At 73.9% G+C, this 23,660-nt stretch carries 22 protein-coding genes; 14 read left to right on the top strand and 8 right to left on the bottom strand.

Annotated elements, in window-relative coordinates; translation table 11 throughout:
• The first annotated feature begins 80 nt into the window (after window positions 1-80).
• From ACFY60_RS19215 to ACFY60_RS19190, 6 genes are all read left to right on the top strand, one after another.
• Window positions 81-1,466: a wax ester/triacylglycerol synthase family O-acyltransferase gene (locus tag ACFY60_RS19215; RefSeq protein ID WP_388611942.1), complete on the top strand. Its 1,386-nt coding sequence runs from the start codon at window positions 81-83 to the stop codon at window positions 1,464-1,466.
• Between the two features lie 58 nt (window positions 1,467-1,524).
• On the top strand, window positions 1,525-2,400 hold the full coding sequence (locus ACFY60_RS19210; RefSeq protein WP_388611941.1) for an Fpg/Nei family DNA glycosylase: 876 nt from the start codon (window positions 1,525-1,527) through the stop codon (window positions 2,398-2,400).
• Between the two features lie 31 nt (window positions 2,401-2,431).
• Window positions 2,432-3,184 (top strand): LytTR family DNA-binding domain-containing protein, encoded by a 753-nt coding sequence (locus tag ACFY60_RS19205; RefSeq protein ID WP_309051051.1) that lies wholly within the window; start codon window positions 2,432-2,434, stop codon window positions 3,182-3,184.
• Window positions 3,185-3,324: 140 nt separating this feature from the next.
• Window positions 3,325-3,711 carry a hypothetical protein gene (locus ACFY60_RS19200; RefSeq protein WP_388612125.1) on the top strand — a complete coding sequence of 129 codons (387 nt, stop codon included), beginning with the start codon at window positions 3,325-3,327 and terminating at the stop codon, window positions 3,709-3,711.
• 10 nt (window positions 3,712-3,721) lie between these two features.
• Window positions 3,722-5,488 carry a cation acetate symporter gene (locus ACFY60_RS19195; protein WP_388611940.1) on the top strand — a complete coding sequence of 589 codons (1,767 nt, stop codon included), beginning with the start codon at window positions 3,722-3,724 and terminating at the stop codon, window positions 5,486-5,488.
• The gene (locus ACFY60_RS19190; protein ID WP_388611938.1) at window positions 5,485-6,693 is read left to right on the top strand and encodes a histidine kinase; all 1,209 of its coding nucleotides are present in this window, start codon (window positions 5,485-5,487) and stop codon (window positions 6,691-6,693) included. The genes ACFY60_RS19195 and ACFY60_RS19190 overlap by 4 nt, the downstream gene beginning before the upstream one ends.
• A gap of 33 nt (window positions 6,694-6,726) precedes the next feature.
• On the opposite strand, the gene ACFY60_RS19185 is transcribed toward ACFY60_RS19190, so the two are convergent.
• The 3 genes from ACFY60_RS19185 to ACFY60_RS19175 all read right to left on the bottom strand — a co-directional run bounded on the left by ACFY60_RS19185 (window position 6,727) and on the right by ACFY60_RS19175 (window position 8,409).
• Entirely contained in the window at window positions 6,727-7,245 is a 519-nt protein-coding gene (locus tag ACFY60_RS19185; protein WP_388611937.1) for a hypothetical protein, read from the bottom strand.
• Between the two features lie 179 nt (window positions 7,246-7,424).
• The gene (locus tag ACFY60_RS19180; RefSeq protein WP_309051056.1) at window positions 7,425-7,838 is read right to left on the bottom strand and encodes a PaaI family thioesterase; all 414 of its coding nucleotides are present in this window, start codon (window positions 7,836-7,838) and stop codon (window positions 7,425-7,427) included.
• A gap of 4 nt (window positions 7,839-7,842) precedes the next feature.
• Window positions 7,843-8,409, bottom strand: coding sequence for a sigma-70 family RNA polymerase sigma factor (locus tag ACFY60_RS19175; protein WP_388611935.1), 567 nt, complete (start codon window positions 8,407-8,409; stop codon window positions 7,843-7,845).
• A 259-nt stretch (window positions 8,410-8,668) separates the two neighbouring features.
• On the opposite strand from ACFY60_RS19175, the gene ACFY60_RS19170 reads away from it, so the two are divergent.
• Both ACFY60_RS19170 and ACFY60_RS19165 read left to right on the top strand, forming a co-directional pair.
• Window positions 8,669-9,880, top strand: coding sequence for a CapA family protein (locus tag ACFY60_RS19170; RefSeq protein ID WP_388611933.1), 1,212 nt, complete (start codon window positions 8,669-8,671; stop codon window positions 9,878-9,880).
• Window positions 9,881-10,002: 122 nt separating this feature from the next.
• Complete coding sequence (locus ACFY60_RS19165; RefSeq protein WP_388611931.1) at window positions 10,003-10,884, top strand: polysaccharide deacetylase family protein; 882 nt, start codon at window positions 10,003-10,005, stop codon at window positions 10,882-10,884.
• Between the two features lie 67 nt (window positions 10,885-10,951).
• On the opposite strand, the gene ACFY60_RS19160 is transcribed toward ACFY60_RS19165, so the two are convergent.
• Complete coding sequence (locus ACFY60_RS19160) at window positions 10,952-11,614, bottom strand: class F sortase (protein ID WP_388611929.1); 663 nt, start codon at window positions 11,612-11,614, stop codon at window positions 10,952-10,954.
• A gap of 414 nt (window positions 11,615-12,028) precedes the next feature.
• On the opposite strand from ACFY60_RS19160, the gene ACFY60_RS19155 reads away from it, so the two are divergent.
• The gene (locus ACFY60_RS19155) at window positions 12,029-12,511 is read left to right on the top strand and encodes a hypothetical protein (protein WP_352060282.1); all 483 of its coding nucleotides are present in this window, start codon (window positions 12,029-12,031) and stop codon (window positions 12,509-12,511) included.
• A 106-nt stretch (window positions 12,512-12,617) separates the two neighbouring features.
• On the opposite strand, the gene ACFY60_RS19150 is transcribed toward ACFY60_RS19155, so the two are convergent.
• Complete coding sequence (locus tag ACFY60_RS19150; protein WP_388611928.1) at window positions 12,618-13,184, bottom strand: hypothetical protein; 567 nt, start codon at window positions 13,182-13,184, stop codon at window positions 12,618-12,620.
• A 164-nt stretch (window positions 13,185-13,348) separates the two neighbouring features.
• Entirely contained in the window at window positions 13,349-14,113 is a 765-nt protein-coding gene (locus tag ACFY60_RS19145; protein WP_388611926.1) for a hypothetical protein, read from the bottom strand.
• Window positions 14,114-15,342: 1,229 nt separating this feature from the next.
• Between ACFY60_RS19145 and ACFY60_RS19140 the strand changes: the two genes are divergently transcribed.
• Window positions 15,343-16,155: an SAM-dependent methyltransferase gene (locus tag ACFY60_RS19140; protein ID WP_388611924.1), complete on the top strand. Its 813-nt coding sequence runs from the start codon at window positions 15,343-15,345 to the stop codon at window positions 16,153-16,155.
• A complete protein-coding gene (locus ACFY60_RS19135) occupies window positions 16,152-18,317 on the top strand; it encodes a putative bifunctional diguanylate cyclase/phosphodiesterase (protein WP_388611922.1) in 2,166 nt (721 codons plus the stop codon). The genes ACFY60_RS19140 and ACFY60_RS19135 overlap by 4 nt, the downstream gene beginning before the upstream one ends.
• Before the next feature lie 42 nt (window positions 18,318-18,359).
• Here ACFY60_RS19135 and ACFY60_RS19130 read toward each other — a convergent pair whose 3' ends face one another.
• Complete coding sequence (locus ACFY60_RS19130) at window positions 18,360-19,238, bottom strand: LysR substrate-binding domain-containing protein (RefSeq protein ID WP_345277349.1); 879 nt, start codon at window positions 19,236-19,238, stop codon at window positions 18,360-18,362.
• A gap of 85 nt (window positions 19,239-19,323) precedes the next feature.
• Window positions 19,324-20,064, bottom strand: coding sequence for a class I SAM-dependent DNA methyltransferase (locus ACFY60_RS19125; RefSeq protein WP_388611921.1), 741 nt, complete (start codon window positions 20,062-20,064; stop codon window positions 19,324-19,326).
• Between the two features lie 129 nt (window positions 20,065-20,193).
• Between ACFY60_RS19125 and ACFY60_RS19120 the strand changes: the two genes are divergently transcribed.
• Genes ACFY60_RS19120 through ACFY60_RS19110 form a run of 3 tightly spaced genes read left to right on the top strand, consistent with a single transcriptional unit; the run spans window position 20,194 to window position 23,617 of the window.
• Window positions 20,194-20,919: a succinate dehydrogenase gene (locus tag ACFY60_RS19120; protein WP_388611919.1), complete on the top strand. Its 726-nt coding sequence runs from the start codon at window positions 20,194-20,196 to the stop codon at window positions 20,917-20,919.
• Between the two features lie 2 nt (window positions 20,920-20,921).
• The gene (locus tag ACFY60_RS19115) at window positions 20,922-22,865 is read left to right on the top strand and encodes a fumarate reductase/succinate dehydrogenase flavoprotein subunit (RefSeq protein WP_388611918.1); all 1,944 of its coding nucleotides are present in this window, start codon (window positions 20,922-20,924) and stop codon (window positions 22,863-22,865) included.
• Window positions 22,862-23,617, top strand: a complete 756-nt coding sequence (locus ACFY60_RS19110; protein WP_388611916.1) for a succinate dehydrogenase/fumarate reductase iron-sulfur subunit — start codon at window positions 22,862-22,864, stop codon at window positions 23,615-23,617. The genes ACFY60_RS19115 and ACFY60_RS19110 overlap by 4 nt, the downstream gene beginning before the upstream one ends.
• The last annotated feature ends 43 nt before the right edge of the window (window positions 23,618-23,660 follow it).

Here is a 23,660-nt window from a genome sequence, read left to right as displayed (position 1 = left end):
AACCGAGCGTACTTGACCGTAACTGACAGTACGCGATTGACTTCGTTCTCCCGCCCCTCCGCGCCGTACGTGAGGACACTGTGAGCAGCGAGCTTCTGGCCCCGCTCGACCTGGCCTTCTGGCATCTGGAATCCCCCGCCCACCCGCTCCACCTCGGCGCCCTCGCCCACTTCGGGCCCCCACCCGCGCCGACCGCCGGCGACCCCGGGCCCCCGGACCTCCTCTCCCTCCTCGCCCGCCGCGCCGCCGCCGTCCCCCGCCTGCGCACCCGCGTCCAGGACGTCCTCCTCCCCGTCGGCGGCGCCGCCTGGGCACCCGACCCCGACTTCGACGTACGCCGCCACGTCCACGAGATCGCCCTGAGCGGCGCCGACTTCCGGGCCGAGGCCACCCGGCTCGCCGCCGCACTCATGGAACGCCCGGTCGCCCGCGGCCTGCCGCCCTGGGAGATGTACCTGCTCAGCGGCGCCCCCGACGGCTCCTTCGCCGTCCTCGTCAAACTGCACCACGCGCTCGCCGACGGCATGCGGGCCGTGGCCATCGGCGCCGGCATCTTCGACGAGATCGCCGGCGGCCGCCGCACCGCCCCCGGAGCCCGTCCCCGGTCCGAACCGCACCGCTCCTGGCTCCCCGGCCCCGGCCGGCTCCTCGGCATCGCCCGCGACCGGATCGGCGACCTCGGCCGGGCGGTCGAGGTCGGCGCCTCCGTCGTCCGCGCCGGCCGGCTCGACGCGCGGGCCACCGCCGCCCTCGCCGCCGAGTCCAGCGGCACCCGCCGCATCGCCACCGCCACGCTGCCCCTGGACCGGATCCACCGGATCCGCCGCACCTCGGGCGGCACGGCCAACGACGTCCTGCTCGCCGTCGTCGCCGGAGCCCTCCGCCGCTGGATCGACGGCCGCGGTCTGCCGCTGCCCGGCGCCGACCCCCGCGCCCTGGTCCCCGTCTCGCGCCGCCGCCCCGGCGTCACCGCGGGCCCCGGCAACAGCCTCTCCGGCTACCTCGTCGACCTGCCCGTCACCGAACCCGACCCGGCCGCCCGGCTGGCTGCCGTCCGCCGGGCCATGGACCGCAACAAGGCGGCGGGACCCCACCGGGGCGCCGGCGCCGTGGCCCTCCTCGCCGACCGGCTCCACCCCCTCGCCCACCGCTTCGGCGCACCTCTCGCCTCCGGCGCCGCCCGGCTCCTCTTCGACCTCCTCGTCACCCAGGTCCCGCTGCCCCGCTCCGCCCTCTCCCTGGGGGGCGCCCCGCTCCAGGCCCTCTTCCCCATGGCACCGCTCGCCCGTGGCCAGTCCCTCGCCGTCGCCATGTCCCCCTACGGCGGCCACGTCCACGTCGGTCTCGTCGCCGACGGAGTGGCCGTCCCCGACCCGGAGGCCCTCGCCGCGGCCCTCACCGGCGAACTGGACCTGCTCGACCCACCGGCGGAAACCCGCGCGGACCCCGCCGGCGACACGCTCTGAGAGCCCGCCCGGACAACGCCGGGAAGCGTTCCGGCGCCCCGTGCGGCAAGGTGGAGCCATGCCCGAACTCCCCGAGGTGGAAGCACTGCGGGACTTCCTCGACACCCACCTGGTGGGCAAGGAGATCGTCCGTGTCCTGCCCGTCGCGATCAGCGTCCTCAAGACGTACGACCCGCCCCTGGGCGCGGCCGAGGGCACCGAGGTCACGGCGGTCGGCCGGCACGGCAAATTCCTCGACCTCACCCTCAGCGGCGACCCCGGCGGCGAACTGCACCTGCTGGTCCACCTGGCACGGGCGGGATGGCTCCGCTGGCAGGACCCGCTGCCCTCCGGACCGCCCCGCCCCGGCAAGGGGCCCCTCGCCCTGCGCACCGCGCTCGCCGGCGGCGACGGCTTCGACCTCACCGAGGCCGGCACCACCAAACGCCTCGCCGTCCACCTCGTACGCGACCCCCGCGAGGTGCCCGGCGTCGCACGCCTCGGCCCCGACCCGCTCGCGGAGGACTTCGGGCCGGAGGAGTTCGCCGCGCTCCTCGCCGGCGAACGCCGCCGGATCAAGGGCGTGCTGCGCGACCAGAGCCTCATCGCGGGCATCGGCAACGCCTACAGCGACGAGATCCTCCACGCCGCGCGGATCTCCCCGTTCAAACCGACCCAGAACCTCACGCCCGAGGAGACCACCGCCCTCTGGACCGCCCTGCGCACCACCCTCGGCGAAGCCGTCGAACGCTCACGCGGCCTCGCCGCCGGCAAGCTCAAGGCCGAGAAGAAGAGCGGCCTGCGCGTCCACGGCCGCACCGGGCAGCCCTGCCCCGTCTGCGGCGACACCGTCCGCGAGGTCTCCTTCAGCGACTCCTCCCTCCAGTACTGCCCCACCTGCCAGACCGGCGGAAAGATCCTCGCCGACCGGCGCCTGTCGAAACTGCTCAAATAGCGCCCGCCGCCCCTCGCCTAGACTCCCGCGCATGCTGCGCGTACTGGCCGTCGACGACGAGGAACCCGCCCTCGGGGAGCTGCTCTACCTGCTGCGCGCCGACCCGCGCGTGCGCACCGCGGAGGGAGCGGGCGACGCCACCGCCGCGCTCCGCAGGATCGGGCGCGCCCTGGAGGCCGGCCCCGGCGGCGAGGACGCCGTCGACGTCGTCTTCCTCGACATCCACATGCCCGGCCTCACCGGCCTGGACGTCGCCCGGCTCCTCGCCGGCTTCGCCCGCCCCCCGCTCGTCGTCTTCGTCACCGCCCACGAGGGCTTCGCCCTCCAGGCGTTCGACCTGAAGGCCGTCGACTACGTCCTCAAGCCCGTGCGCCGCGAACGCCTCGCCGAGGCCGTCCGCCGCGTCCACGAACTGGTCCACGCGGCCGGCGCGCCCGCCGCCCCGCCCGCCCCGGAGCAGATCCCGGTGGAACTCGGCGGCGTCACCCGGTTCGTCGCGGTCGACGACATCGCCTACGTCGAGGCCCACGGCGACTACGCCCGCCTCCACACCGCCCAGGGCAGCCACCTCGTCCGCATCCCGCTCTCCACCCTGGAGGAGCGCTGGGCGCCCCGGGGCTTCGTCCGCATCCACCGCAGCCACCTCGTCGCCCTCGCCCGCGTCGAGGAACTGCGGCTCGACGGCGGTGCGACGACCGTACGGATCGGCGGCACCGACCTCGCCGTCAGCCGCCGCCACGCCCGCCAGCTGCGGGACCTGCTCCTGCGCCGGGCCGGCGCCTGAGCCGTGCCGCCGTGGGCCCGGGCCCCGCCCCGTACACCTACCGCCGCCGCGGCACGCTGCGTAGACTCCACGCGACGTCAGGGCCGCACCGCCCGCCGTCCCCCGTCAAGAGCCGTCGAGAGATGCCGGAGCGGACCGTGATGTCCGAGCACCACCCGCCGCGCAGACCCCGGCGCGAGACCGTCACCCACGCCTCCGCCCACGCCGGCGGAACGCCGCCCCGGCCCGCCGCCCGCCGCCCGGTCCACCCCCCGGCCCGCTCCGAGATCGACGAGCAGACCACCCTCGGCCACACCTACGTCCGCGCCCTGATGCGCAGCCAGCTCCGGGCCGCGCTCACCGCCCTCGGAGCCCTTGCCCTGCTGGTCGGCACCCTGCCGCTGCTGCTCGCGCTGCCCGCCCCCGAGGCGGTGGTGTGGGGCGTGCTCGGGGTCGGCGTGTACCCGGTGGTGTGGGCCGTCGCCCACTGGTACGTCCGCCGCGCCGAGGCCAACGAACGGGACTTCACCGGCCTCGTCGAACGGTGAACCGCCCCGGATGAACCCGAACCACACCTACGCGGTCGTCGCCGTCACCGCCGTCGTCCTCGCCACCGTCCTCATCGGCGCCCTCGGGCTGCGGATCTCCCGCACCACCTCCGACTTCTACGTCGCCTCCCGCACCGTCCGGCCCGGCCTCAACGCCGCCGCCATCAGCGGCGAGTACCTCTCCGCCGCCTCCTTCCTCGGCATCGCGGGCCTCGTCCTCGTCCAGGGCCCCGCCATGCTCTGGTACCCGGTCGGCTACACCGCCGGCTACCTCGTCCTGCTCGTGCTGGTCGCCGCCCCCTTGCGCCGGTCCGGCGCGTACACCCTCTCCGACTTCGCCGAGGCGCGCCTCGAGTCACCGGCCGCCCGCCGTCTCGCCAGCCTCTTCGTCGTCGGCATCGGCTGGCTCTACCTGCTGCCGCAGCTCCAGGGCGCCGGCCTCACTCTGGAGATCCTCACCGGCGCCCCCGACTGGGCCGGCGGGCTGATCGTCGCGCTCGTCGTCACCGGCACCGTCGCCGCCGGCGGCATGCGCAGCATCACCTTCGTCCAGGCCTTCCAGTACTGGCTGAAACTCACCGCCCTGCTCGTCCCCGCGGTCTTCCTCCTCACCGCCTGGTTCGGCGACGGCGCGCCGCGCGCCCGTTTCGACGCCCCCGCCGCGCTGCGCGAGCACACGGTCGTGCGGCTCGCCGACACCGTACGGATCGGCCTCGACGCGCCGCTCACGGTCACCGTGACCGGCAGCGTGGACTCCGTCCGCCACGACCGCCGGACCGTCACCCTCGCCCCCGGCACCCACCACGTCCTCGCCGGCACCGAACTCGCCTTCGCCCCCGGCACCCGGGTCCCCGAACGGGCCGCCGGCCTGTCCCCGGACGTGGTCCGCGGCGACGCCCCGCTCGCCTCGCCCGGCTGGTCCCAGCCGCTCGCGGGCGGGCACGACGGCCACCAGCTGTACGCCACGTACGGGCTGATCCTCGCCACCTTCCTCGGCACCATGGGACTGCCGCACGTCGCCGTCCGCTTCTACACCAGCCCCCACGGCCGGGCCGCCCGCCGCACCACCCTCGTCGTCCTCGGACTCGTCGGCGCCTTCTACCTGCTGCCTCCGCTCTACGGCGCCCTCGGCCGGGTGTACGCGCCCGAACTCGCCCTCACCGGATCGGCAGACGCCGCCGTGCTCGTCCTGCCCGACCGGGTCCTCGGCGGCCTCCTCGGGGACCTGCTGGGCGCGCTCCTCGCCGGCGGGGCCTTCGCCGCCTTCCTCTCCACCGCCTCCGGCCTCACCATGTCCGTCGCCGGTGTCCTCACCCAGGACGTGCTGCCCTCCCGGGGCGTACGGCACTTCCGCCTCGCGACCCTGCTCGCCACCGCCGTCCCGCTGGGCGCGGGGGTCGTCGCGTCCAAGGTGCCGGTCGCCGACGCCGTGGGCCTCGCCTTCGCCGTCTCCGCCTCCTCCTTCTGCCCGCTCCTCGTCCTCGGCATCTGGTGGCGCCGTCTCACCCCGCCGGGCGCCATGGCCGGACTGCTCCTGGGCGGCGGCTCCGCCCTCGCCGCCGTCATGGCGACCCGGGCCGGGCTCGCCCCCGCCGGCTGGGCGCACACGCTCATGGCCTGGCCGGCCGTCTGGTCGGTGCCGCTCGGCTTCCTCGGCATGGTCCTCGTCTCGCTCGCCACCCCGCGCCGCGTCCCGGCCGGCACCCCGGCGCTCCTGGCCCGCCTCCACCTGCCGGAGGAGTTCGCCGCACCCGTCCCCGAGGGGGTGCGCCGATGAGCGGCACCGTCCTGGCCGCCGGGTCCGCCGCCGGGGCCGTACTCCTGGCCGCCGGGTACGTCCTCGGCCGTCTCACCGCCCGGCGCGGGCACGCCGCCGCCGACCTCGACCTCGGCACACCGGTCGAACGGGCCACCTTCCACACCCTCCACACCGCCTCCCTCGCCGCCCCGCCCCTGCGCGCGGGGCTCACCGGCGAGACCGCGGGCCGCGCCGCCCGGACCCTTCGCTCCCTGCTCGGCACCGAGGCCCTCTGCCTCACCGATCGCGGCGCCGTCCTCGCCTGGGACGGCCCGGGGGAGAACCACCACCGGGAACGTGTGCGGGCCCTGGTCGCCGAGACCCTGGAGACCGGCCGCAGCAGGTCCGCCCGGGCGGACTGCACCGACCCGGCCTGCCCGCTGCGCTGGGCCGTCGTCGCCCCCCTCACCGCCGAGGACGGTGTCCTCGGCGCGCTCGTCGCCTACGGCTCGCGCGAGTCGGCCGTCCTGGTGCGGGCCGCGACCGAGGTCGCCCGGTGGGTCTCCGTACAGCTGGAACTGTCCGAGCTGGACCGCTCCCGCCCCCGGATCGTGGAGGCCGAGATCAGGGCACTGCGGGCCCAGATCTCGCCGCACTTCATCTTCAACTCCCTCGCCGCCATCGCCTCCTTCGTCCGCACCGACCCGGAGCGGGCCCGTGAACTCCTCCTGGAGTTCGCCGACTTCACCCGCTACTCCTTCCGGCGGCACGGCGAGTTCGCCCAGCTCGCCGACGAACTGCGCTCCATCGAGCAGTACCTGGCGCTCGCCGGGGCACGCTTCGGCGACCGTCTGAAGGTGACCCTCCAGATCGCTCCCGAGGTGCTGCCGGTGACCCTGCCGTTCCTGTGCCTCCAGCCCCTGGTGGAGAACGCGGTCAAGCACGGCCTCCAGGACCGGGAGCGCGGCTGCCGGGTGACCATCGCCGCCCGGGACGCGGGCGCCGAGGCGGTGGTGACGGTCGAGGACGACGGCGTGGGCATGGACCCGGAGCTCCTGCGCGCCGTCCTGCGCGGCGAGCACCCGGCCGGGTCCGGCATCGGCCTCTCCAACGTCGACGAGCGGCTGCGGCAGGTGTACGGGCAGGAGCACGGCCTGGTCATCGAGACGGGGCTCGGCGCGGGCATGAAGGTGACGGTACGCATTCCCAAGTACCGCTCGGGCGTGCACCCTTCGGCCCCCTGAGCCCGGCGTGCGACGGCTCGGGCCGCGTCCCGTTCAGCGCAGGCGCAGCGCGAGGTGGGCGAGCGGCAGTCCCAGCTCCCAGGCGGGCAGCCACACCTGCACCGACTCGTCGACGCGGCAGCCCGGGCCGGTCGCGGCGGGGCCTTCGAGGTCGGCGGCGCGCATCCAGGTCCCGTTCAGGGTCCGCCAGGTGTTCCGCGCCAGGTCGAGGTCGGGGTCCTCGCCTCCGGCGGCGGGACGGCGGGCGATCCGCTCCTCCACCCAGGCCGCCCAGCCGCGGGCGTGGGCGGTGCGCCGCAGCCACGCGTCGGCGCGTCCGGCGGCCCCGTCGCGCGCCGCGGAGTCGGGGGCGTCCGGCGGGAGCGACAGGTGGACGGTGAGCGCGAGGGCCTGGCGTCCCGCCCGGAACTCCAGGGAGCCGGGCGGGACGAGACCGGCGGCACGCAGCAGTTCGTCGGACAGACAGTCGGCGCACAGCCAGGCCATCGGGACGGCGAGACCGCCGCCCGTACCGCCGGCGCCGTTCGTTCTCTCGGGCGGCAACGCTCCCACCTTCTCCCGGACGTCGCGGGACCCGGACTCGGGGTCCCGGGGGAGAGCTTCCTCCGGGAAGGGCGCCCGGGGGTCCCGCTTTGCTCAACTCGCCCGTGTGGTTTCGGATACGTTCTCCGGCCGGATCGGTGCCGTTGGGAAAGCGGGGGCCGCTGGGACGCGAGGGGGAGGGGGCGGGCTCAGCCGAGGAGCGCGTACACCGCGGTGGCGTGGGCGGCGGGTTCGTCCGATCCCTCCGCCGTCATGACGATGTCGGCGAAGGCCATCCGGCGGCCCGCCTTGGTCAGCCGGGCCCGGACGAGGACGTCCGTGCCGGTCACCGCCCGCTGGAAGGTGATCGACTGCTGCACCGTCGTCATGGGGACGAAGCCGCCGCGGGCCGCCGACACCGCGATCACGGTGGCGGTGTCCGCCGCGGCCATCAGGGCCTGACCGGAGAGGCTCCCGCCCTCCCGGGCGAGGCGTGGGGACCACGGCAGGCGGAGGACCGCCTCGTGGCCGTCGACGGAGGCGACCGAGAGCCCCAGGTCGAGCACCCAGGGGGCGAAGTTGTCGGCGAGGATCTTGTCCGCGGCGGCGAGTGTCAGCGTCACGGCGTCATTGTGGGGCTCCGGCGCGTGCCCGGGCAACGCCCGCGCGGCGCGGCCGGTAGCCGGGCAGGGAACGGCCCAGCTGCCGCAGCGCGTAGTGGGAACGCGATTTGACGGTCCCGGCGGGGATGCCGAGGTCGACGGCGGCCTCGTTGACGGTCAGTCCGTGGAAGTAGAGCCGCACCAGTACCGCGCGGTGTTCGGGGCTCAGTTCCCGTACGGCGGCCCGGACGTCGAGCGCCGCCTCGGCCGAGGTGGTGGGGTCGGCGGGGTCGGGGGTCACGGCGAGGACGCCGTCGCCGATCTCGGCCGGGCGGGCGAGGCGCGAGCGGCGGGCGTCGATGGCGAGCCGGCGGGCCACGGTGAACAGCCACGGCCGGATCGAGTCGTAGGGCCCGTCGAAGGCCTCCGGGTGCAGCCAGGCCCTGACCAGCGTCTCCTGCGCGAGGTCCTCGGCCCGCTGCCGGTCGCCGTAGGTCAGGCCGAGCAGGAAGGACAGCAGCGCCGGGCCGTGGTCCCGCTGCAGTTCCTCCAGGGTCCGCTCGTCGGTGGTCGCTCTCGTCGCCGTCGTCATGCTGCCCGCCTTTCCCGGTGCGTCGTCGTTCCGGGCCGTATCCGAACCCATGCAGGCGACGAGCGACAGAGAACGGACAAAGGCGTGCGACGAACGGTCGCACCGAGCGGCGAGTGGTACGGCGAAAGATCGAATGGAGAGGATGCGTCCGTTTTAGCGGGTTTCCTTACTTATACGGCTTTGACCCTTGACTGAGGCTTTCCCGAGAGATCAATTCATCAGAACAGATGTTCATCCTCAAAAATCGGGTGGAGCTCAGATGACCTCACGAACCAGACCCCGGGCGGTGGCCCTCGCCGCCGTCCTCCTCGCCGCGACGGCGTCCGGCTGCGGGGGAGGGACCACCCTGAGCGGCGCGGCCCCCACCCCGGAAGGCGCCCCGAGCGGCCGGTCCGCCGGGCCCGCGCCCTCCGCCGCCCCCGGTGGAGCCTCCGCGCCCGCGGGCTTCACCCTCATCGCCTCCGGCGACGTCCTCCCGCACGACTCGATCATCCGCCGCGCCGCCCAGGACGCGGGCGGCGACGGCTACGACTTCACGCCGATGCTCTCCGGGGTGCGGCCCGTCGTCTCCGCGGCCGACCTGGCCATCTGCCACATGGAGACCGTCTACGGCGAGCCCGGCGGCCCCTACACCGGCTACCCGTCCTTCAAGTCGCCGCCGGAGATCGCCGCCGCCCTCCGGACCACCGGCTACGACTCCTGCTCCACCGCCTCCAACCACACCCTCGACGACGGCGCCGCCGGACTGCGCCGCACCCTCGACGCCCTCGACCGCGCCGGGGTGCGCCACGCGGGCTCCGCCCGGACCGCGGAGGAGGCCGCCCGGCCGACGCTGCTCACGGCGGGCGGTGCCACGGTGGCCCAGCTCGCCTACACCTACGACACCAACGGCCGTCCGCTGCCCGAAGGACAGCCCTGGGCGGTCAATCTCATCGACGAGGCGAAGGTGATCGCGGACGCCCGGGCCGCCCGCGCGGCCGGTGCCGACGTGGTGGTGGTCAGCCTCCACTGGGGCACCGAGTGGCAGACCGAGCCGGACGAGCGCCAGCTCACCCTCGCCCGTACCCTCACCGCCTCACGGACCGGCGGCCGCCCCGACATCGACCTGATCATCGGCACGCACGCCCACGTGCCGCAGGCGTACGAGAAGGTCAACGGCACCTGGGTCGTCTACGGCATGGGCGACCAGATCGCCGGCGACATGATCAACCACGTGGGCGCCTACGACCCGCGCGGCAACCAGGGCACCCTCGGCCGGTTCACCTTCGCCCCGCCCGCCCGGCCGGGCGGGCGCTGGGAGGTCACCAAGGCGGAGTTCGTGCCGCAGTGGTACGACACGGGCCGCGGCCGGGTCGTCAACCTCGGCGCCTCCGACGGCGGCGACCCCCGGCACGCCGGCATCCGGGACGTCATCCGCCAGGTGGTCCTCGCCCGCGGGGCCGGCCAGGACGGCCTGGTCATGGGCAAGTAGGCCCATCGGTGGGGGTGCGGCCCCGCCCGCCGGCGCCCCGGGTGTCGGCCGGGCGGGTGCATTCGGAGCGGTGGCCGGTGTCGCTCGGCCGCACCGTGCTTCGCCCGTACGAACCATTGGTCATGAAAAAGGATCAGATGCCCATGGGGCGCCGGGCGGTGCTGCGCCTCGCCGCCGCCCTCGGGGCCACCGCCACGGTCGGCGTCCTCACCGCGGACCGGTTCGCCCCCGCCTCCTCCGACCGTGACCCGGCCCCCGCCCCCGCCGGAGCGCCCGGCGGCAGCGGGGGAGCGGCGGGCCCGGCCGCCGGACCCCGCGCCGGAGCCGCACGGCAGCTCCCCTCCGCGTACCGGCTCCAGCCCATGACCGCCTACGCGCCCCCGGCCTTCCGCCGGGCCGTCCCGCCCGTGCGGCGGCGCCCCTTCCTCAGCCTGGAAGGGGCGGGCCGCTCCATGGTGCTGACCTTCGACGACGGCCCCGACCCCCGCCACACCCCCGCCATCCTCAGCACCCTGCGCCGCCACGACTGCCGCGCCATGTTCTTCGTCTGCGGGGAGATGGCCGCCGCGCACCCGGACCTGCTGCGCCGGATCGCCGACGACGGGCACGTCGTCGGCAACCACTCCTGGTCCCACCCCCTCGTTCCCAAGCTGCGGCCCTCCCGGATCCGCGCCGAACTCGGCTCCACCAGCGACCTCGTCGAACAGACCCTGGGCACCGCCCCGCTCTGGTACCGCGCCCCCTACGGCGCCTGGAACCGCCACTCCTTCGAGATCGGCGCCGAACTCGGCATGGAACCGCTCGGCTGGACCCTCGACACCCTGGACTGGAAGGAACCGGGCAGCGGCACCATCGTCCGCCGGGTCCTCGCCGGCGCCGCCCCCGGCGTCGTCGTCCTCTCCCACGACGCGGGCGGCGACCGTTCCCAGAGCGTCTCCGCGCTCCGCCGCTACCTCCCGGCGCTCCTCGACGCGGGGTACGGCATCACCGTCCCCCGGCGCTGAGGCCGCACCGGAACGCGACAGGGCCCCGGCGCCACGACGGCACCGGGGCCCCTTCCCCGCGAGCGGCTCAGCGGGAGTCGACCATCCGGGCGTACACGACGACGTTCCCGTCGTACCCGTGGGCGCGGGTGTAACCGCCGCCGCAGGTGATCACCCGCAGCTCGGGCTGTCCGGTGTCCGCGTAGACCTGCACGCCCGGGAAGTCGTCCTTGCTGTACACCTCCACCCCGTAGATCTCGAAGACGGCCACCCGCCCGTCGTAGCGGTCGACCTCGATGCGCTGCCCCTTCTCCAGGGATCCCAGGCCGTAGAAGACCGCCGGGCCGCGGTCGTTGTCGACATGGCCGACGACGACCGCGGTGCCGCGCTGACCGGGCGCGATCCCGTTCTGGTACCAGCCGGCCAGGTTGGCGTCCTCGGGCGGCGGCGCGGCCACCCAGCCGTCCGGGTCGAGGCCCACGTCCATGATGGGCGCGGCCACCCGGATCGCCGGGATCCGGATGCGCGAGGCGGGCGCGAAGGGCAGAGGCTGCAGGGCGGACGTCCCCTCCGCCTGCGGCGGGGCCACCGGGCGGGCCACCGGCCGCGCCGCGGCGGTGGGCTGCGGCGGCCCGGAGTCGACGTCCACCCCGTTGCGCATCATCGCGAGCCCGGACAGCATGGCAAGGGCCAGGACGCCCCAGGGTTGGCGTCTCCGGCGCTCGGCGACGCGGAAGTCCTTCGGGGGCATGGTTCTCCCTTCGTGGCGTCGTCGAAACGGTAAGGGCGACACCGGGAACCGGCGCTCCGAACGGTGCGAACGGGTGGGCGGGGCCGCCGGACGGGTGGCGCGGCGCACCCGCGCGCCCGGGGACCGGACCGCCCGGCCACCGAGCCCCCGGGCTCCGGTCACGGCCGTGGCTGTGCGCACCACGGGTGACGGGGCGCTGACCCATCCGAGTATTCGTCCGACAATCGGCCCGACCTGCCGTGACCTGCGGATCCGTCCACCGCACGGGTCGTTTTACCGGCGTGTCGCCTCACTGGGGTGGCGGAGTGCCGAAGTGCAGGAAACGCCCCAAGTTGTGATGGTTCGTCATGGAAGGCGTACTCGTCGAATCTCCCGGAGCACCGCTTTGGGGCGTCTTCCACTGGAGGTTCAACCATGCGTGCTGCACGCACTCTGGCGGTGGCCGCCACCGCGTTCGCGGCGGTCGGGCTCGCGGCCCCCCTCGCCGCCGCCACCAACGGGCCGAGCAACGTCCAAGTCAACCCGTACGACGTCCACGCGGGTTCGACGATCACGATCACCGCCAAGGGCTGCGGCCACGGCGGCAAGGTGACGTCCAACGCGTTCCCGGAGACCAACCTGTCGGTGAACTCCAACGGGCTCTCCAGCGCCATCGCCCGCGTCTACAACAACGCCACCCCGGGCAACTACAACCTGGCCGTCAAGTGCAGCGACAACTCCCGCGTGGTCACGCACCCCTTCCGTGTCCTCGCGGGCCGGGGTGCCCTGGGCGGTATCGGCGGATCGCTCGCCCCCAGCTCCACCGAGATGGCCGTCGGCGGCAGCCTGGTCGCCGCCGCCGCGCTCGGCGGCGGTGTCTTCATCGCCCGCCGCCGCATGTCCGGCGCAGGTGCCTGACCGGCCGAACCTCCCGGTCGGCCCGCTGCGCCCGCCGCCCCCGGATCCTGGTGACAGGACCCGGGGGCGGCGGGCTGCCGTCCGGCACCGCCCGCCGTCCGTACGGTCAGTGCCGCCGGGCCGCGGCCGAGCGGCGGCGGACGACGTAGACCGTGCCGGTGGCGGCGGCGAGCACCAGGGCGGCACCGCCCGCGAGCAGTCCGGGCCGCACCCCCTCGTCCACGGAACCGCCCAGGCCGCCCTGCACCCCGCGCGGCGGCGTCAGAACGGTCGAGGCGGCCGTGGGAGTGGCCGGCGAGGTCCCGCTGATGGTGAGGGCGACGGTCTCCTGGACGCCGCCCGTGCAGTTGAACGACACCGTGTAGACCGCGCCGCGTTTGGCGTCCCGGTCCACGGTGGCGGTCACCGCCGCCCCCGGTGCGATGACGACGCTGTCGAAGACGGCGGCCGAGGCCGTCGCCGTACTGGCGCAGCCGGGGGCGCTCAGGGTCACCCGGCCGCCGGGGGCGACGAGCGAGGGGGAGACGATGACATCGCCCGGTGCCCGGGCGCCGGCCGCCCGTGGCTGGGGGGCGGGCGCACCGTCCGCCGCGAGGGCGGAGACGGCGGGGGCGGCCAGGGCGAGGGCGGCCGCCCCCACCAGGGCAGTGGACGCGGCACGTATCGCGCGCATGGTGGTTCCTCCGGGTCCCGAGGGGCAGCCGCGGCGGGATGTCCGCGAGTGGCCTGCGTGCACCTCGATGTCCGAAACGCTAGGAGCGCACTACCACACCCGCGAGCCCAGACGGGCGAATGGGGCATCCCGGTCCCCCGTCCGGCCCTGCGCCGGGCCCCGGCCTACCGTGTGACCTGCGGGAACAGATCGGTGAACGGCGTGGCGGTGGCGGAGATCCCCCGGCCGAACGGCGCGTCGAAGTCCCAGATGAGGAACAGCAGGAAGGCGATCAGCGCGCTGAACAGGCCGGCCAGCAGCAGTTCCCGTCCGGTGCGCCGGATCTGCAGCGTGAAGATCAGGCCCACCGTCACCAGGGCGCCGATGATCAGGCCGAACCAGACCACTCCCGGCATCGTCGCCCCGGCACTGTCGCCCCGGGCACCCCGGGCGTCGTCGACCACCGACACCTGGTCCACCAGCGGCTGGTAGGCCTGGCCCTCGAAGTCGTCGGCCGGCCGGTAGTCGGTGACGCTGCGGCGCACCCGCTCCAGGAGCGCGGTTCCCTCGTCACTGAGCTCCCCGTGGTCGGACATGTGCGCCCACTCCTTGTCGACGACGAAGGAGACGTACGCGTCCACATCGGCGCGGATCCGGTCCCGGACGGCCTGCGGGTACACCTCGGCGCGCGCGGAGATCTCGTGCAGCGCCTGCGCCTCCTGCCGCACGGTCTCCTGGGCGGCGCTCCGCGCCTCCCAGACGCCGGCGATGGCGAGACCGAGGACGATCGCGTAGATCACACCGATCATCATCGTCATGTACTCGATGACGTCGGGGGTCTCGCTGGGGTCGTCGTCCTCCGGGATCCGGCGGTTGTTGATGACGACGATGGCGAGGACGACGGCGCAGGCCGCGGCCATCGCCAGGGTGAGAACGAGCCATTCGGACATGGGCAACTCCGGTGCGGGTGGAAGGGGCCGGGTTCACCGGGACCGCGGACGCAGGATCGCGGTCGCGAGCACGGCGGGGGCGATGATCATCAACGTCGTGGTGACGACGGAGTTACCCCCGGCGGGCCGGGGACGGGCGGTGCGGCGGTAACGGGGCAGCGCCACGGGGCCCGCGGCCGGCGGGCGGGGCCGTGCGGAGGGCGCCGGTGCGGGCGCCGCCGGCGCGGGCCGGGGAGGGGACGTCCGCGCGGGCGGTACGGGGACGGTGGGCGCCGCCGGGGAGGCGGGCACCGGCGGGAACGCCGGAATCGACGCCGGCGGCGGCACGGGACCGGGGACGGCGGTGGGGGCCGGGGCCGGGGCCGGTGCGGGGGTCGTCCGTACAGGAGGCGGCGGTACCGGCGTGGGCCGCGACGGGGGCGGGGGGTGCGGAGTCGCCGTCGGAGTCGGGGCCGGCGGGGCGGTGGTGGCGGGCGGGGGAGGCGGGGACGGCGGCGGGGTGGGCGAGCACGGCCCCCGGCCGGCGGTCGCCACCGGCGTGTGCGAACCGCCGGGGCCGGTGATGGCGGAGGCGCAGGAGTCGGCGGCGGCCGGCACCGGCGCGGCGAGCAGCCACACCAGGGCGGCGGCCGCCAACGGCCGCGCGAGAAGTGATCCGTACAGAGACACGCCGACGAGCTTGATCACGTCCGTCCCCCCGCGGGGGCGGAAACGCTGTGGATTCGCCGGATGGAGGGCATCCTGAGAGGCGCCGCTTTGACGAATCGGCGTCCTGGTGGCGGTTTTGCGCTCTCCGGCCCCTGACCGGCCATAATGTGGATGGATTCCTTCCGCTTCATGGCCGATGATGGCCGACTCCCGCCCTTCACACCCCTTTCCGGAGAACTGGCCGGTTGTCACCCCGGGTTCGCGAGAAAGTGCCGCGGGGCGGGACGGCCGACGCCCCGGACACATCGCCCGAACATCCGAGCGAGGGAGGGGTCTTGGGGCCCGGCGAGGGACGTGTCGCCCGCGTCCCGTAGCCGACGCACGGTCAGATGCACGTGAAAATGCACAGGATGAAGGCGTGAACTGTCCGCTTCGCGAGCACGTGCCAATGGCGTGTGACCAAGAACGGACCGCGAATTTCCGTTTCTACTCGCTCTCCCGGCGGGCGATCAGTAGCCTCACCTCGAACACCGGCCGCGAACACCTGGCCGCGTCCCCCATGGCGACTGTTGGAGACATTGATGGAGCGTCCCGCCTGGGCCCCGCCCGGTATCGATATCTCGGTGCCGAGCGTGTCCCGCATGTACGACTTCTATCTGGGCGGCTCGCACAATTTCGAGGTCGACCGGGAAGCGGCCCGCAAGGCCATGGAGTTCATGCCGGGCCTGCCCAAGATCATGCAGGCGAACCGCGCGTTCATGCGCCGGGCCGTCCGCCACGCCGTCGACGACGGCGTCACCCAGTTCCTGGACATCGGCTCCGGCATACCCACCTTCGGCAACGTGCACGAGGTCGCCCAGGCCGCCCACCCCGGCGCGCACGTCGTCTACGTCGACCACGACCCGGTCGCCGTGGCCCACAGCCGCGCCGTCCTGGCGGGCGACGAGCGCGCCGCCGTCGTCGCCGCCGACCTGCGCAAGCCGGCCGACATCCTGCACAGCCCCGAGGTGGAACGGCTCCTCGACCTGGACCGGCCCGTCGCCCTCCTCCTCGTCGCCGTCCTGCACTTCCTGGAGGACGAGGACCGGCCGCGGGAGGCCGTCGCCGAACTGATCGACGCCCTCGCCCCCGGCAGCCTCGTCGTCCTCACCCACGCCTCCTACGAGGGCATCCCCCTCACCGAGGAACAGGCGAGCGGCACCGTCGGCGTCTACCGGAACATCCGCAACCCGCTCGTCATGCGCTCCGGGCCCGAGATCGCCCGCTTCTTCGAGGGCACCGAGCTCCTCGAACCCGGCCTGGTCCCGATGCCCCACTGGCGGCCGGACGGTCCGGTCGAGGAGGAGGACCCGTACGCCTTCTCCGGCTTCGCGGGCGTGGGGCGCAAGGCGTGAAGATGCCGTCGCAGCCGTCCGGCGCCGGCGCCGAAGCCGACGGCCCGGAGGACAGACTCAGGCGGTTCGCCACCATCTGGAGCCGGGCGATCTTCCCGGTGACCGCCACCTCGCTCACCCGCGCCGAGTTCGAGGGACACCTGCTGCCCCTCGCCCGCGCCCTGTACGACGCCCTGCACGCCCGGCCCTTCGACACGGCCCCGGCCCAGCGGACCGGCGCGGCCCTGGTGGAGGCCCACTGCACCGACCCCGACGCCCTCGGCCGCAGCCTCGGCGTCGTCGACAGCTACCTGGTGCTCTACTGCGGCGCGGAGTCGGACCTCCCGGCCGAGGAACTGCGGGCCCGGTGCTCCCGGCTCCAGCACGCCATAGCCACCGGCTACGCCCAGGCCCTGCGCGAGCGGACCCGTACCGAGCAGGAGGCCATCGCCCAGTCCGCCCTCTCCGCCCGCAGCGCCGCGGAACTCGCCCTGCACGCCACCGAGTCCCGCTTCCGGGCCGTCTTCGACGGGGCCGCCATCGGCATCGGCATCGCCGACCTCGACGGCAACGTCCTGGAGGTCAACGAGACCCTCACCCGCATGTTCGGCGGCATGGAGGGCCAGGTCCGCAGCCGCAACGTCAGCGAGTGGGTCCACCCCGAGGACGGCCCGCACGTCTGGAAGCTCTACGAGGAGCTCGTCCGCGGCGAGCGGGAGCACTACCGGGTCGAGAAGCCGTACTACCGCGGTGACGGAACGGTTCTCTGGACCAACCTCACCGTCTCGCTCCTCCGCGACGCCGACGGCCGCCCCCAGTACCAGCTGGCGCTCCTGGAGGACACCACCGAACGCCGTCTGCTCCACCTGCGGCTGCGGTACGAGGCCACCCACGACGCCCTCACCGGGCTCCCCAACCGGACCCTCTTCTTCGAACGCCTGGAGAAGGCCCTCGCCCCCGGCGAGAACACCCGCTTCGGCCTCTGCTACCTCGATCTCGACGGCTTCAAGGTCATCAACGACAGCCTCGGCCACTCCGCCGGCGACCGCCTCCTCGTGGAGGTCGCCGACCGGCTCCAGAGCTGTGTCACCGGCCCCCACGAGATGGTGGCCCGCCTCGGCGGGGACGAGTTCGTCGCCCTCACCACCGGCGCCGACGGCCGGCGCGACGTCACCGAACTCGCCGACCGCATGCTCGGCGCCCTCGCCGCGCCGCTGCGGATCGAGGGCCGCGAACTGACCGTCCGCGGCAGCGTCGGCGTCGTCGAGGGCCCGGCGGGCGAGCGGACCCCCGCCGAGGTGCTGCGCAGCGCCGACATCACCATGTACCGGGCCAAGTCGGCGGGCGGCAACCGCTTCGAACTCGCCGACCCCGAGGCCGACGCCCGCGCCATCACCCGGCACGGCCTCACCACGGCCCTGCCCGCCGCCCTGGAGCGCGGCGAGTTCTTCATCGAGTACCAGCCCCTCGTCCACCTCGGCGACGGCAGCGTGCACGGTGCCGAGGCGCTCGTCCGGTGGTGCCATCCGCAGCACGGCGTGCTCGGACCCGACCGCTTCATCCCCCTCGCCGAGGACACCGGCCTCATCGTGCCCCTCGGCCGGTGGGTGCTCCAGGAAGCCGTGCGCCAGGCCCGCGTCTGGCAGTCCCGGCACGCCGACGGCGGCCCCCTGCGCATCAACGTCAACCTGTCGCCGACCCAGCTGCACCACCCCCGGCTCGTCGCCGACACCGTCGACGTCCTGGAACGCTCCGGCCTCGAACCCGGCGCGCTCTGCCTGGAGGTCACGGAGTCGGCACTGATCGGGGCGGACGAGGACCTGCTCAAGCCGCTGCGGCAGCTCGCCGAGATGGGCGTCGACATCGCGCTCGACGACTTCGGCACCGGCTACTCCAACCTCGCCAACCTGCGCCGCCTCCCGGTGAGCGTCCTCAAGCTCGACCGGTCCTTCACCCGGGGCATGCAGCAGCACCCGGTGGACCCCGTCGACCTGAAGATCGTGGAGGGCATCGTCTCCCTCGCCCACAGCCTCGAACTCGCGGTCACCGTCGAGGGCGTCGAGACCGGAGCCCAGGCCCGCCGGCTCCGCGACCTCGGCTGCGACACCGCCCAGGGCTGGTACTACGCACGGCCCGGCGCCCCCGACCGCATCCACACCCTGCTCCTGGCGGACGCCGTCTGAGCCGCGTGCCCCGGCCCCCGCGCGGGGGCCGGGGCACGCGGCTCACCTCCGGTGCAGCAGCAGCTTCTGCAGCTCGCGGGCGGCCCGCGGCGGCGCCACGTCACTGCGGTGGGCCAGCGCGATCGTACGGCGCAGACCCGGGCGGGCCAGCGCCGTCACCCTCAGGTCCCGGCCCGCCCGCGAGGCGACCATCGCGGGCACCACGGCCATCCCGAGCCCCGCCCGCACGAACCCGAGCACCGCGTCCAGCTCCCCGCCCTCCACCGTGAACGACGGCTCGAACCCCTCCGCCCGGCAGGCCGACACCGTCAGCTCCCGCAGGTCGTAGCCGTGCCGGAACATCACCAGCGGCTGGTCGCGCAGATCGGTGATCCGCACCGGCCGGCGCGGCGCCGGAGCCGAGGCCGAGGAGACCACCACCAGATCCTCCCGGAGCAGCTCCACCGTCGTCAGGGCCGGTGACGGCGAGGGCAGCGGCAGCACCACGAGGGCCAGGTCGAGCGCGCCGCGCGCCAGTTCCCGTACGAGATCGTGCGAGCCGCCCTCCTCGATCATGATCTTGATGCCGGGGTGCAGGTCGTGGAAGGCGCGCAGCACGTCCGGCAGCAGACCGGTGCAGAGACTCGGCGTCGCCCCGAGCCGCACCCGGCCCCGCTTGAGCTGGACCAGCTCCTGCACCTCGGTGCGCGCCGTGTCGGTGTCGGCGAGGATCCTGCGGGCGAGCGGCAGCAGCGCCTCGCCCGCCTCGGTGAGCGCGATGTTCCCCCGCGCCCGGCTGAACAGCTCCGCGCCCAGCTCCTGCTCCAGCGCCTTGATCTGCTGCGACAGCGAGGGCTGCGAGACGTGCACCCGTTCCGCCGCCCGGGTGAAGTGCCGGGTCTCGGCCACGGCGACGAAGTAGAGGAGCTGCTGGAACTGCATGCCCTCACCTTAGAGACAAGGGGGATGCCGCGAGGCCCGGAGGCCGGCCCGGTCGTACGAGGTCCTGCCGGCCCGGTGGCCGATCTCAGGCCGGCTTGCGCCACACGGAGACGTGCTTCGCGGAGTCCTGGGTGAACGGGGACCCGTCCCAGTCCGCGACGCGGCGTTCCAGTTCGAGCCCGGCGATCCGTGCCATCAGGTCGAGCTCCGCCGGCCAGGCGTACCGGTGCCGGGAGTTCGCGCGGCGGTAGCGGCCGTCGTCGCCGTCGCGGGTGAAGTGGTGCGAGACGAGGATCTGCTCGACCAGGTCGAAGGTGTCGAAGCCGAGATGCCGCTGGGAGACGTCGAACGGCACCGCGACCTGGCCGGGCGGCAGGAGCCGCAGCGGCGGCACACCCAGCTCGACGACGAACCGGCCGCCGGGCTCCAGATGCCGGGCGGCGTTGCGGAAGCACTCGACCTGCTCGTCTTGCGTGAGCAGGTTCGTGAGGGTGTTGTAGACGAGGTAGACCAGGGAGAACGCGCCGGGGACGACGGTGGTGGCCATGTCCCCCACGGTCACCGGGAGCGTCTCCTCGTCCACCTTGCGCCGCAGCACCGCCGCCATGTGCTCGGACAGTTCGATGCCCACCACCGGCACGCCGCGCTTCTGGAGGGGAACGCCCACCCGTCCGGTTCCGATGGCGAACTCCAGTGCCCGGCCGTCTCCGGCGAGCTCGGCGAGGAAGGCGAGGGTCGGTCCGAGGACGGCGGCCGAGGAGGCTTCGGCCTCCTCGGCGTCGTAGCGGTCGGCGGTTTCACGGGTCCACAGTTCGCTGCTCGTCACGGCCGGCCACTGTGCCCGGTGCGAGGGGCGCTGTCGACCCGTTTTACCGCCTCCGCATAGGCGTGGCCTATCGAGATCAGCCGCACCATGTCTTGGACCTCTCGGCACTCCGAGCCGTAGCGTCGAGCCATGGCTCTGGCACCCCCGAGGGACCGGACGGCCGCCCGTACGCCGTCCTCCACCCCGACACGCGGATTCTGGTCCTCGACCATCGGCAAGAAGACCGTCATGGCCGTCAGCGGCCTGATCATGCTCGGCTACCTCGTCGCCCACGTCGCCGGCAACCTCAAGGTCTTCTTCGGCCCCGAGGAGTTCAACGCCTACGGTCACTGGCTGCGCGTGATGGGCGCCCCCGTCCTCCACCACGCATGGGGTCTGTGGGCCGTCCGCGTCCTGCTCCTCGCCGCCGTCCTCGCCCACGCCGTCTCTGCCTACCAGCTCAGCAGACGCGGCATCGCCGCCCGCCCCACCGGCTACGTCCACCGCCGCCGCCGCGCCTCCTACGCCACCCGGACCATGCGCTGGGGCGGCGTCGTCCTCGCCCTCTTCATCGTCTGGCACGTCCTCGACCTCACCACCGGCACCGTCCACCCCGGCGGCTTCGAGGCCGGCAAGCCGTACCAGAACGTGGTCGACACCTTCTCCACCTGGTACGGCAACGTCATCTACCTCGTCGCCATGCTCGCCGTCGGCCTCCACGTCCGCCACGGCTTCTGGAGCGCCGCCCAGACCCTCGGCGTCGGCAGCGCCCGCCGCGAACGCCTCCTGAGGGCCCTCGCCGACCTCCTCGCACTCGCCCTGACCGCCGGCTTCGTCTCCGTACCCGTCGCCGTCATGACCGGACTGGTGAACTGACCATGAACCACCCCGCGTACACGCTCGGCGAGCCGATCGCCGACACCAAGGCCCCGGCGGGACCCATCGCCGACCGCTGGGACACCCGTCGCTTCGAGGCGAAGCTGGTCAACCCCGCCAACCGCCGCAAGCACCGCGTCATCGTCGTCGGCACCGGCCTCGCCGGCGGCTCCGCCGGCGCCACCCTCGCTGAACAGGGCTACCAGGTCGTCCAGTTCTGCTACCAGGACTCCCCGCGCCGCGCCCACTCCATCGCCGCCCAGGGCGGCATCAACGCCGCGAAGAACTACCGCAACGACGGCGACTCGGTGCGCCGTCTGTTCTACGACACCGTCAAGGGCGGCGACTTCCGCGCCCGCGAGTCCAACGTCCACCGCCTCGCCCAGATCTCCGTCGAGATCATCGACCAGTGCGTCGCCCAGGGCGTCCCCTTCGCCCGTGAGTACGGCGGACTCCTCGACACCCGCTCCTTCGGCGGCGTCCAGGTCTCCCGCACCTTCTACGCCCGCGGCCAGACCGGACAGCAGCTCCTGCTCGGCGCCTACCAGGCCCTCTCCCGGCAGATCGCCGCCGGCACCGTCGAGATGCACCCCCGCACCGAGATGCTCGACCTGATCGTCGTCGACGGGCGCGCCCGGGGCATCGTCGCCCGCGACCTGATCACCGGTCGGATCTCCACCCACTACGCCGACGCCGTGGTCCTCGCCACCGGCGGCTACGGCAACGTCTTCCACCTCTCCACCAACGCGATGAACTCCAACGCCACCGCCGTCTGGCGGGCCCACCGGCGCGGCGCCTACTTCGCCAACCCCTGCTTCACCCAGATCCACCCCACCTGCATCCCGCGCACCGGCGACCACCAGTCCAAGCTCACGCTGATGAGCGAATCCCTGCGTAACGACGGCCGCATCTGGGTCCCCAAGGCCGCAGGCGACCGGCGGCCCCCCGCCGAGATCCCCGAGGACGAGCGCGACTACTACCTGGAGCGGATCTACCCCTCCTTCGGCAACCTCGTCCCCCGCGACATCGCCTCCCGCGCCGCCAAGAACGTCTGCGACGAGGGCAGGGGAGTGGGCCCCGGCGGCCAGGGGGTGTACCTCGACTTCGCCGACGCCATCCGCCGCATGGGCCGCGCCAAGGTCGAGGAGAAGTACGGCAACCTCTTCGACATGTACGAGCGGATCACCGCGGAGAACCCCTACGAGGTGCCGATGCGGATCTACCCCGCCGTGCACTACACGATGGGCGGACTGTGGGTCGACTACGACCTCCAGACCACCGTCCCCGGCCTCTTCGCCGTCGGGGAGGCCAACTTCTCCGACCACGGCGCCAACCGCCTCGGCGCCTCCGCCCTCATGCAGGGTCTCGCCGACGGCTACTTCGTCCTGCCCGCCACCCTCAACGACCACCTCGCCCGCCACCCCGGCGGCGAACCCGTCACCGACGACCACCCGGCCGTCCGGGAGGTGCTCGCCGAGACCGAGGACCGGCTGAACCTCCTGCTCGCCGTCGACGGCGACCGCACCCCCGACTCCTTCCACCGCGAACTCGGCGACCTCATGTGGGAGTTCTGCGGCATGTCCCGCACCGAGGAGGGACTGCGCACGGCGCTGCGCCGCATCCCGGAAATCCGCGAGGAGTTCTGGCACCGGATCAAGGTCCCCGGCACCGGCGAGGAGTTCAACCAGTCCCTGGAGAAGGCCAACCGGATCGTCGACTACCTGGAACTCGCCGAGCTGATGTGCCTCGACGCCCTCCACCGCGAGGAGTCCTGCGGCGGCCACTTCCGCGAGGAGTCCCGGACGCCGGACGGCGAGGCGGCCCGCCGCGACGAGGAGTTCGCGTACGTGGCGGCCTGGGAGTTCGCCTCCGACGGCGCCCCGGTGCTCCACAAGGAAGACCTGACCTTCGAGTACGTCCACCCCACCCAGCGGAGCTACGCATGAGGCTCACCCTGCGCGTCTGGCGCCAGAAGAACGCCGGCGCCGAAGGCGCCATGGCCGTCTACGAGGTCGACGGCATCTCCTCCGACATGTCCTTCCTGGAGATGCTGGACACCCTCAACGAGGACCTCATCCTGCGCGGCGAGGACCCCGTCGCCTTCGACCACGACTGCCGCGAGGGCATCTGCGGCGCGTGCAGCCTCGTCATCAACGGCGACGCCCACGGCCCCGAACGCACCACCACCTGCCAGCTCCACATGCGGTCCTTCCGCGACGGCGACACCATCGACATCGAACCCTGGCGTGCCGCCGCCTTCCCCGTCGTCAAGGACCTGGTGGTCGACCGCTCCGCCTTCGACCGCATCATCCAGTCCGGCGGCTACATCAGCGTCCCCACCGGCTCCGCCCCCGAGGCCCACGCCACGCCCGTCCCCAAGGCCGACGCGGACCTCGCCTTCGAGCACGCCGAGTGCATCGGCTGCGGCGCCTGCGTCGCCGCCTGCCCCAACGGCTCCGCCATGCTGTTCACCTCCGCCAAGGTCAACCACCTCAACGTCCTCCCGCAGGGCTCCCCGGAACGCGAGACCCGCGTCCTCGACATGGTCGCCCGCATGGACGCGGAGGGCTTCGGCGGCTGCACCCTGACGGGCGAGTGCGCGACCGCCTGCCCGAAGGGCATCCCGCTGCCCTCGATCACCGCGATGAACAAGGAGTGGCTGCGGGCCCGCCGGAAGGTCAAGGGGCAGGCCCCCTGACAGCGCCGCCGCGGGCTTCGCGGAGCGGCACGGCGGGGGAGGG

This window comes from Streptomyces sp. NPDC012827 (genome assembly GCF_042900905.1).
GTDB classification, from domain to species: domain Bacteria; phylum Actinomycetota; class Actinomycetes; order Streptomycetales; family Streptomycetaceae; genus Streptomyces; species Streptomyces gulbargensis.
The sequence above is the reverse complement of the archived record's forward strand: the minus strand, read 5'-3'. Positions and strand labels throughout refer to the sequence as shown.

Bases quoted from the DNA above. Each gene is read 5' to 3' on its own strand.
- ACFY60_RS19210 (WP_388611941.1), top strand. From the start codon at position 1,525: ATGCCCGAACTCCCCGAGGTGGAAGCACTGCGGGACTTCCTCGACACC.
- ACFY60_RS19205 (WP_309051051.1), top strand. From the start codon at position 2,432: ATGCTGCGCGTACTGGCCGTCGACGACGAGGAACCCGCCCTCGGGGAG.
- ACFY60_RS19200 (WP_388612125.1), top strand. From the start codon at position 3,325: ATGTCCGAGCACCACCCGCCGCGCAGACCCCGGCGCGAGACCGTCACC.
- ACFY60_RS19195 (WP_388611940.1), top strand. From the start codon at position 3,722: ATGAACCCGAACCACACCTACGCGGTCGTCGCCGTCACCGCCGTCGTC.
- ACFY60_RS19190 (WP_388611938.1), top strand. From the start codon at position 5,485: ATGAGCGGCACCGTCCTGGCCGCCGGGTCCGCCGCCGGGGCCGTACTC.
- ACFY60_RS19175 (WP_388611935.1), bottom strand. From the start codon at position 8,409: ATGACGACGGCGACGAGAGCGACCACCGACGAGCGGACCCTGGAGGAA.
- ACFY60_RS19170 (WP_388611933.1), top strand. From the start codon at position 8,669: ATGACCTCACGAACCAGACCCCGGGCGGTGGCCCTCGCCGCCGTCCTC.
- ACFY60_RS19165 (WP_388611931.1), top strand. From the start codon at position 10,003: ATGAAAAAGGATCAGATGCCCATGGGGCGCCGGGCGGTGCTGCGCCTC.
- ACFY60_RS19160 (WP_388611929.1), bottom strand. From the start codon at position 11,614: ATGCCCCCGAAGGACTTCCGCGTCGCCGAGCGCCGGAGACGCCAACCC.
- ACFY60_RS19155 (WP_352060282.1), top strand. From the start codon at position 12,029: ATGCGTGCTGCACGCACTCTGGCGGTGGCCGCCACCGCGTTCGCGGCG.
- ACFY60_RS19150 (WP_388611928.1), bottom strand. From the start codon at position 13,184: ATGCGCGCGATACGTGCCGCGTCCACTGCCCTGGTGGGGGCGGCCGCC.
- ACFY60_RS19145 (WP_388611926.1), bottom strand. From the start codon at position 14,113: ATGTCCGAATGGCTCGTTCTCACCCTGGCGATGGCCGCGGCCTGCGCC.
- ACFY60_RS19140 (WP_388611924.1), top strand. From the start codon at position 15,343: ATGGAGCGTCCCGCCTGGGCCCCGCCCGGTATCGATATCTCGGTGCCG.
- ACFY60_RS19130 (WP_345277349.1), bottom strand. From the start codon at position 19,238: ATGCAGTTCCAGCAGCTCCTCTACTTCGTCGCCGTGGCCGAGACCCGG.
- ACFY60_RS19120 (WP_388611919.1), top strand. From the start codon at position 20,194: ATGGCTCTGGCACCCCCGAGGGACCGGACGGCCGCCCGTACGCCGTCC.
- ACFY60_RS19115 (WP_388611918.1), top strand. From the start codon at position 20,922: ATGAACCACCCCGCGTACACGCTCGGCGAGCCGATCGCCGACACCAAG.
- ACFY60_RS19110 (WP_388611916.1), top strand. From the start codon at position 22,862: ATGAGGCTCACCCTGCGCGTCTGGCGCCAGAAGAACGCCGGCGCCGAA.